This is a genomic window from Rugamonas brunnea (assembly GCF_014042345.1).
Taxonomy (GTDB): Bacteria; Pseudomonadota; Gammaproteobacteria; order Burkholderiales; family Burkholderiaceae_D; genus Rugamonas; species Rugamonas brunnea.
Window position 1 is genome coordinate 424,204 of record NZ_JACEZT010000002.1, and the last position, 7,142, is coordinate 431,345.

6 protein-coding genes and 1 pseudogene are annotated in these 7,142 nt (G+C 64.6%); 6 read left to right on the forward strand and 1 reads right to left on the reverse strand.

Annotation, left to right across the window (positions count from 1 at the left end; genetic code table 11):
* The first annotated feature begins 4 nt into the window (after positions 1–4).
* The 3 genes from H3H37_RS05680 to H3H37_RS05690 are packed head-to-tail and all read left to right on the forward strand — an operon-like array spanning position 5 to position 3,886.
* Positions 5–1,165, forward strand: coding sequence for an ABC transporter permease (locus H3H37_RS05680; protein ID WP_182160656.1), 1,161 nt, complete (start codon positions 5–7; stop codon positions 1,163–1,165).
* Complete coding sequence (locus tag H3H37_RS05685; protein WP_182160657.1) at positions 1,162–2,874, forward strand: ABC transporter ATP-binding protein; 1,713 nt, start codon at positions 1,162–1,164, stop codon at positions 2,872–2,874. The genes H3H37_RS05680 and H3H37_RS05685 overlap by 4 nt, the downstream gene beginning before the upstream one ends.
* Before the next feature lie 49 nt (positions 2,875–2,923).
* Positions 2,924–3,886 (forward strand): VTT domain-containing protein, encoded by a 963-nt coding sequence (locus tag H3H37_RS05690; RefSeq protein WP_182160658.1) that lies wholly within the window; start codon positions 2,924–2,926, stop codon positions 3,884–3,886.
* Here H3H37_RS05690 and H3H37_RS05695 read toward each other — a convergent pair.
* Positions 3,864–4,331, reverse strand: a complete 468-nt coding sequence (locus H3H37_RS05695) for a hypothetical protein (RefSeq protein ID WP_182160659.1) — start codon at positions 4,329–4,331, stop codon at positions 3,864–3,866. The two genes, H3H37_RS05690 and H3H37_RS05695, sit on opposite strands and share 23 nt — an antisense overlap.
* A 248-nt stretch (positions 4,332–4,579) precedes the next feature.
* Here H3H37_RS05695 and H3H37_RS05700 point away from each other — a divergent pair, with 248 nt between their 5' ends.
* The 3 genes and pseudogenes from H3H37_RS05700 to H3H37_RS05710 form a co-directional block, all read left to right on the forward strand.
* Positions 4,580–5,605: a glucokinase gene (locus H3H37_RS05700; protein WP_182160660.1), complete on the forward strand. Its 1,026-nt coding sequence runs from the start codon at positions 4,580–4,582 to the stop codon at positions 5,603–5,605.
* Between the two features lie 350 nt (positions 5,606–5,955).
* A complete protein-coding gene (gene scpB, locus H3H37_RS05705; RefSeq protein ID WP_182160661.1) occupies positions 5,956–6,759 on the forward strand; it encodes an SMC-Scp complex subunit ScpB in 804 nt (267 codons plus the stop codon).
* Positions 6,746–7,142: pseudogene (locus tag H3H37_RS05710) on the forward strand (23S rRNA pseudouridylate synthase B); the annotation flags it as partial. The gene scpB and the pseudogene H3H37_RS05710, both read left to right, overlap by 14 nt.

Genomic DNA, 7,142 nt, shown 5'->3' on the forward strand with positions numbered 1-7,142 from the left:
CGCGATGCGTGACGCGCTGGCATCCCCCGGCCTGTGGGCGCTGGCCTGGCGCCGCTTGCGCGCCGATCGTCTGGCCATGGCGGCGCTGGCCGTGGTGGCGGCGTTCCTGCTGACGCTGTTGCTGTCGGCCAGCGGCCTGATCGTGGCGGACTGGGAGGACGAGGTGGCCGTCAACTACGCGCCGCCCACCTTCATGCTCGATCGTACCGGCCAGCCCCAGTCCACCGCCGCGCCGCCGGTGCCGGATGCGACCGGTTTGACAGCGTCGGCAGACGCCCCGGGCGCACGGGCTGCTGCTGCGCCGCCCGACAATCCCTTCGATCCGCTGGCCGCCGACCTGGCCGAACTGCGCGCCCAACTGAAGGAGCCGGCTGCCGATGCGCCCGATATGTATGGCCTGACCGATCCGCTCGCTGCCGATCTGGCGCAGTTGCGCACCACCTTGCCAGCCAAGGCCCACGGCCACGGTGCGCGCCTGCCCAGCCTGCCATTTGGCGCCGACAAGTGGGGTCACGACGTGATCAAGAAAACCATCAAGGGCGGTGAAACCTCGATCGTCGTGGGGCTGGTGGCGGCCTTGCTGGCGGTGACGCTGGGCACGCTGTTTGGTGCCGTGTCCGGTTACTTTGGCGGGCTGGTCGATGATCTGTTCAACTGGTTCTACAGCATCTTCACCTCCATCCCGTCCATCCTGATGATCCTGGCCGTGGCCGCCGTGCTGCAGCAGAAGGGCGTGCTGACCATCGTGCTGATCCTGGGACTGACCGGCTGGACCGGCCCGTACCGCCTGATCCGGGCCGAGTACATCAAGCACAAGGGGCGCGAATACGTGCTGGCGGCCGACGCCATCGGCGCCTCGCATGGCCGCAAGATGTTCGGCCACATCTTCCCCAACGTGAGCCACGTGGCGCTGGTGCAGTTGTCCATCCTGGTGGTGGGCTTTATCAAGGCCGAGGTGATCCTGAGCTTCCTTGGCTTTGGCGTGCCGGTCGGTGTGGTGTCGTGGGGCAGCATGCTGAACGAGGCGCAGAACGAGCTGATCCTGGGCAAATGGTGGCAGCTGACGGCCGCCGCCTCCGCCATGGCCTTGCTGGTGACGGCGTTCTCGCTGCTGACGGACGCGCTGCGCGACGCGCTCGACCCCAAGGTAAGGAGCTTCGCATGAGTGGCGAACCGTTGCTGCAAGTGCGCGACCTGCGCGTGCGTTTCCGCGTGGACCGGCAACGCAGCGTGGAAGCCGTCAAAGGCGTCTCGTTCGACGTGCCGCGCGATGCGACCGTGGCGCTGGTGGGCGAATCGGGCAGCGGCAAATCCGTCAGCGCGCTGGCCGTGATGGGCTTGCTGCCGCCGGACAGTGCCGCCATCGCGCCGGCATCCGGCATCCGTTTTGACGGGCGCGAGCTGCTGGCGCTTGATGCGCGCGCACGGCGCGCCTTGTGCGGCAAGGACGTGGCGATGATCTTCCAGGAGCCCATGTCCTCGCTCAATCCCGTGTTCACGGTCGGCTTCCAGATCGGCGAAGTGCTGCGCCGGCACATGGGCATGAACCGACGGCAAGCCCGCGCCCGCGCGCTGGCGCTGCTGGACGAAGTGGGCATCCCGGACCCGGCGCACAAGATCGACGCCTATCCCGGCCAGTTGTCGGGCGGCCAGCAGCAGCGCGTGATGATCGCCATGGCCATCGCGTGCGAGCCCAAGCTCCTGATCGCCGATGAGCCGACCACGGCGCTGGACGTGACGATCCAGAAGCAGATCATGGCCTTGCTGGCCAGCCTGCGCCGCAAGCACAAGATGTCGATGCTGTTCATCACGCACGACCTGGCGCTGGTCGGTGAAATCGCCGACCACGTGATCGTCATGCGCCATGGCGAAGTGCGCGAGGCTGGCCCGCTGCGGCAGGTGTTCGACCAGCCGCAGGATGCCTACACGCGTGCCTTGCTGCATTGCCGGCCGCCGCTGGCGACGCGGCCGTGGCGGCTGCCGGTGATCGCCGACTATCTGGAGGGCAGGACGGGCGCAGGCCAGCCCGCGCCCGCGCGCGAACGCGTGCGCGGCGTGGTGCCCGGCGATGACACGGTACTGACCGTGAACAACCTGGGCAAGAGCTTCGACGTGCGCGAAGGCTGGTTCGGCCACCGCGCGTTCCATGCCGTGCGCGACGTCTCGTTCACCCTGGCGCGTGGCAAGACGCTGGGCGTGGTGGGCGAATCGGGTTCCGGCAAGACCACGGTGGGGCTGACCTTGTTGCGCCTGCATCAGGCCACGGCCGGCAGCGCCATCTTCGAAGGCCGCGACCTGCTGGCCATGAGTGCGCGCGAGTTCCTACCTTACAAGCGGCGCATGCAGATCATCTTCCAGAATCCCTACGCCTCGCTCAATCCGCGCTACACGGTGGGGCAAATCCTGCTGGAGCCGATGCGCATCCACGCCATCGGCGCGGACGACCGCGCGCGGACCGCCATCGCCTGCCAGTTGCTGGAGCGGGTGGGTTTGCCGGTGCAGGCCATGCACCGCTACCCGCACGAGTTTTCCGGTGGCCAGCGGCAGCGCATCGCCATCGCGCGCTGCCTGACGATGAAGCCGGAGATCCTCGTGTGCGACGAATCGGTGTCGGCGCTCGATGTGTCGGTGCAGGCGCAGGTGCTCAACCTGCTGCAGGACTTGCAGGATGAGTACGGACTATCCTACTTGTTCATTTCGCACGACTTGTCGGTAGTGAAATACATGGCCGACCAGGTGATGGTGATGCAGCAGGGCAGGGTGGTGGAGCTGGCCAATTCGGATGAGCTGTACCGCAATCCCACGCATCCCTACACGCGCAGTCTGCTGGCGGCCATACCGGGGTCAGGTCATGCAACCACGCAAGATGCATGATTGCATGACCTGACCCCGGTGGTTTTCCGAATTGCGCTAAGATAGCGGGATGGCCAATCTCATCCCATTGCTGCAACAATACGGCGTCCTCATCGTGTTCGCCGTCGTGCTGGTCGAGCAGATCGGATTGCCCATACCCGCCTATCCGGTGTTGATCGTGGCCGGCGCGTTGGCCAAGGATGGCGACCTGGCATGGCCGGGCGTGCTGGCCGTGAGCCTGATCGCCTGCGTGATCAGCGACCAGTTCTGGTTCCATGCCGGCCGCTATTTCGGCAAGCGCATCCTCAAGCTGCTGTGCCGCATCTCGCTGTCGCCCGATTATTGCGTGAGCCAGACCGAGGACAACTTCAAGCGCTGGGGGCCGAAGGCGCTGATGGTGTCCAAATTCATCCCCGGCTTCAATACCATCGCCTCGCCGCTGGCCGGCGCCATGGGCACGGCCAAGGCCACGTTCCTGGGCTTTAGCATGGCCGGCGGCTTGCTGTGGAGCGGCACCGGCATCGCCATCGGCGCTTATTTCCACGCCAGCGTGGCGCAAGTCCTGGGCATCCTCAGCACCATGGGCACGACGGCCTTGCTCGTGCTGGGGGTGCTGCTGGGCCTGTTCGTCATGTTCAAATACGTGGAGCGCAAGCGCTTCCATCAAGCAACGCAGATGGACCGCATCACCATCGACGAGCTGAAAAGCCTGCTGGACGAGGGGCACGAGCCGGTGCTGGTGGACGCCCGTAGCGCGACCGCCCAATCGCTGGAACCGGCCGTGCCGGGCGCGCTGCTGTTCAAGGGCGGCGCAGGGCTGCCCGATCTGGCGGCGCTGGACAAGGACAGCCACATCATCGTCTATTGCAGCTGCCCCAATGATGTTACGGCGGCCCAGGTGGCCAAGGAATTGCTGGCCCACGGCTTCCACCGCGCCCGCCCGCTGCATGGCGGTCTGGATGCCTGGAACGCCGCGTTCGCGCCGGCGCCAGCGGCGGCCCCTGAGGAAGTTACCGAGGGCGTGAGTCAATAAGCGTCAGGCGATCCTGTTTGAGCACGTAGTAGTGCGTTCCGTCGCCTTTCTCGTTACGCATGCCGTTAATGACGATCAGGGCGCTGTCGGGGCGAAAGTCCACGGGGCGCGCGCTGGCATCGCTGCCGCAGCACACGGTGAATGGCAGCCAAAGCACCTTTCCATTTTGCGCGTTGATGATGGCGCCCATCACGCACGATGCACCGCATCCGAACGTGACCATCCGATAATGCCCGGCGAAGTTCGGTTCCCCTTGGGCGCCGCGCCGTAGCTGAGTTTGAAATTCCTTGTCCTGCCGCGTTGCCAGCAACGGCCTTGCCATGGGGCCGGCATAGTGCTGCGCCACATAATACCGGGCAAACTCGGGCGGTCCGTTTACGGCGGCCTCGTTCAACGTTGGCGCGAATGCTGCCGCTAGAACAAGCAGTTTTAGTTGGATTTTCATTTGTTTTCCAGCGTAGCCGCGCCGTCCAAATCCAGATTTGACTGGCCGCAAACGGACGTGCCGAGGATGTTTAGAGCAGTTTTCAGTTGCTCCTATGCACGAAAACGGTAGTCATACTACGACGCCATTATTTCGTAATGTAATTTTTTGTAGGAAATTTCGCTGAGCGTGTACTAAAACTACAAACAATGCTTGCGGATCGGCTTAGAAATCCATTAAGCTTAGGGCTCAACTTCTTTTAGTTCATCATGACAGCCCAGTCCTTGCACGCACCACAGTCTTCCTCCATCGCTTTTCCTGGCGGCGCACGCCTGCTGGCGGATGTGGGGGGAACCAATGCCCGTTTCGCTCTGGAACTGGCACCGGGCAAGATTGAGCTGATCAACGTGCTACCGTGCGCCGATTACCCGACCCTGGCCGCCGCTTTGCAGGCTTACCTGGCCTTGCCGGCCGTGGTGCAGGCCAACGTGGGGCCGGTGCGGCAGGGCGCCATCGCCATCGCCAACCCTGTCACGGGCGACCTGGTGCGCATGACCAACCATCACTGGGAATTCTCGATCGAAGCGCTGCGCGTCGCGTGCGGCTTCGAGACGCTGGTGGTGGTCAACGATTTCACGGCGCTGGCCCGTTCGCTGCCGCTGTTGTCCGACCTGCAGAAACACCAGGTCGGCGGCGGCGAGGCGCAGGCCGGCGCGCCGCTGGGGCTGATCGGCGCCGGCACGGGCCTCGGTGTGTCCGGCCTGATCCCGTCCGGCGACAGCTGGACGGCGCTGCTCAGCGAGGGCGGCCACGTCAGCTTCTCGCCGTTCAATGAAACGGAAGTGGCCATCCTGCGCTTCGCCTGGCGCGAATTCGAGCACGTGTCGGCCGAACGGCTGATGTCGGGTGTGGGGATCGAACTGATCTACCGCGCGCTGGCCGACCACACGGGCGTGCTGGCCGAAGACATCGGTGCGCCGGAAATCACGCGCCGCGGCCTGTCCGGCGAGTCGCCCCTGTGCGACCAGGTCATCGAAGCGTTCTGCTGCATGCTGGGCACCGTCGCCAGCAACGTGGCCATCACGCTCGGCGCCCAGGGCGGCATCTACATCGGCGGCGGCATCGTGCCCCGCCTGGGAGCGCGCTTCGACCGCTCCGGCTTCCGCGCCCGCTTCGAACAGAAGGGCCGCTTCGCCGCTTACCTGGCCAAGGTGCCCACCTTTGTCATCACGGCGGAATACCCGGCCTTCGTTGGCGTCTCCGCAATCTTGTCCGAAAGACTTGCTCAAGCGTAAGCCCTGTTACATTTCGCGGTTGCGAAATGCGCTTTTCAGTCTTTTATCAGGTACAATTCGCTGTGTTGGATGAAACGGCATGGATCGTTCCAGGTAGTGCGCACCGCTTTTCGCCCGAAAACGGCGCGCCAGGACTGCGTTTCACTTGAAATCATCGGTAGCTGCCACGTCATCGCGGCGGCCCCGTAAGTGGTCTGTCTCTCCCTCCCGCTCAGCGCGCATCGGCACGAGCGTCGGAAAAACCAGCTTCAGCGAGTACTCCAGCCAGGCGGCATCCCGTATGCCTGCCATACGCCTCACTGATTGTTATTGATTTCTTTCTTGCATGTGAATGCAACCATAAGATCGCTATGAATACTGGTGAGGCGAAAAAAGTCCTCGAAACCGCGCTGCTGTGCGCGCATGAGCCTTTGTCCATTCACAGTCTGAAAAAGCTGTACGTCGAAGTGGATGACCAGGGCCGGCCACGTGGACCGGGCGTGGGCGCCGACACGATCAAGGTCTTGCTGGAAGAATTGCGGCTGGACTGGGCCGGCAAGGGTATCGAAGTGGTCAGCCTGTCGAGCGGCTGGCGCTTCCAGAGCCGGCCAGAAATGAAGTTGTACCTGGACCGCCTGAATCCGGAAAAGCCGCCCAAATACTCGCGCGCGACACTGGAAACGCTGGCCATCATCGCCTACCGTCAGCCGGTGACGCGCGGCGACATCGAGGAAATCCGCGGTGTGGCCGTCAACTCGCAGACGATCAAGATGCTGGAAGACCGCGGCTGGGTCGATGTGATCGGCTACCGCGATGTGGTGGGCCGCCCGGCCTTGCTGGGCACCACCAGGCAGTTTTTGGATGATTTGGGCTTGAATTCGCTGTCCCAGCTGCCGCCGCTGCAGCAAATCAGCGAAATGCAGGGCGGCGGTCCCGATATGGAAGCGCTGGAAGCGGCCCTGCAGGAAAATTTTGCGGCACATAATGCCGCGCAACAAGCAGTTGGTACGGATGGTGAGGCGGAAGTGGCTGTGGATGTCACGGCCAGCCCGGATGCCGGCCACGACGCGGGGGTGGCCGATGATTCGGCGGCCCCGGCCATTACCCACGGCCCTGCGCCAGATTTAACGGTTGACGCTGAGCACAACCAAGAAATGAATAATGAACAATCCTAATTCTCCAGAGTCAGTCAGCGGCGCAGTCGCCGCCGAAGTGGTCGCCAAGCCTAAACGCCGCACCAAAGCCCAGATCGAAGCCGACGCAGCGGCCGCTGCCGCCGCCGGCGAGCCGGTCGCGGCCAAGCCCAAACGCAAGCCCAAGGCGGTAGCCGAAGCTGCACCGGCCGCGCCGGCCGATGCGCCAGCGGCCGCGCCGGCTGAAGCGCCAGTCAAGAAACCGCGCGCCAAGCCGGCCGCCAAGGCAGCCAAGCCTGCAGCCGGTGCGCCAGAGGCAGCGCCCGCTGCTGCCCCGGCCGCCGCCGCTGCCCCTACCGCTGCGCCGGCGCCGGTTGCTGCCGTTGCCGCCGCCGCCGATACCGCGCCGGTCGCGACCGCGCCAG

Bases quoted from the DNA above. Each gene is read 5' to 3' on its own strand.
- H3H37_RS05695 (WP_182160659.1), bottom strand. From the start codon at position 4,331: ATGAAAATCCAACTAAAACTGCTTGTTCTAGCGGCAGCATTCGCGCCA.
- H3H37_RS05685 (WP_182160657.1), top strand. From the start codon at position 1,162: ATGAGTGGCGAACCGTTGCTGCAAGTGCGCGACCTGCGCGTGCGTTTC.
- H3H37_RS05680 (WP_182160656.1), top strand. From the start codon at position 5: ATGCGTGACGCGCTGGCATCCCCCGGCCTGTGGGCGCTGGCCTGGCGC.
- scpB (WP_182160661.1), top strand. From the start codon at position 5,956: ATGAATACTGGTGAGGCGAAAAAAGTCCTCGAAACCGCGCTGCTGTGC.
- H3H37_RS05690 (WP_182160658.1), top strand. From the start codon at position 2,924: ATGGCCAATCTCATCCCATTGCTGCAACAATACGGCGTCCTCATCGTG.
- H3H37_RS05700 (WP_182160660.1), top strand. From the start codon at position 4,580: ATGACAGCCCAGTCCTTGCACGCACCACAGTCTTCCTCCATCGCTTTT.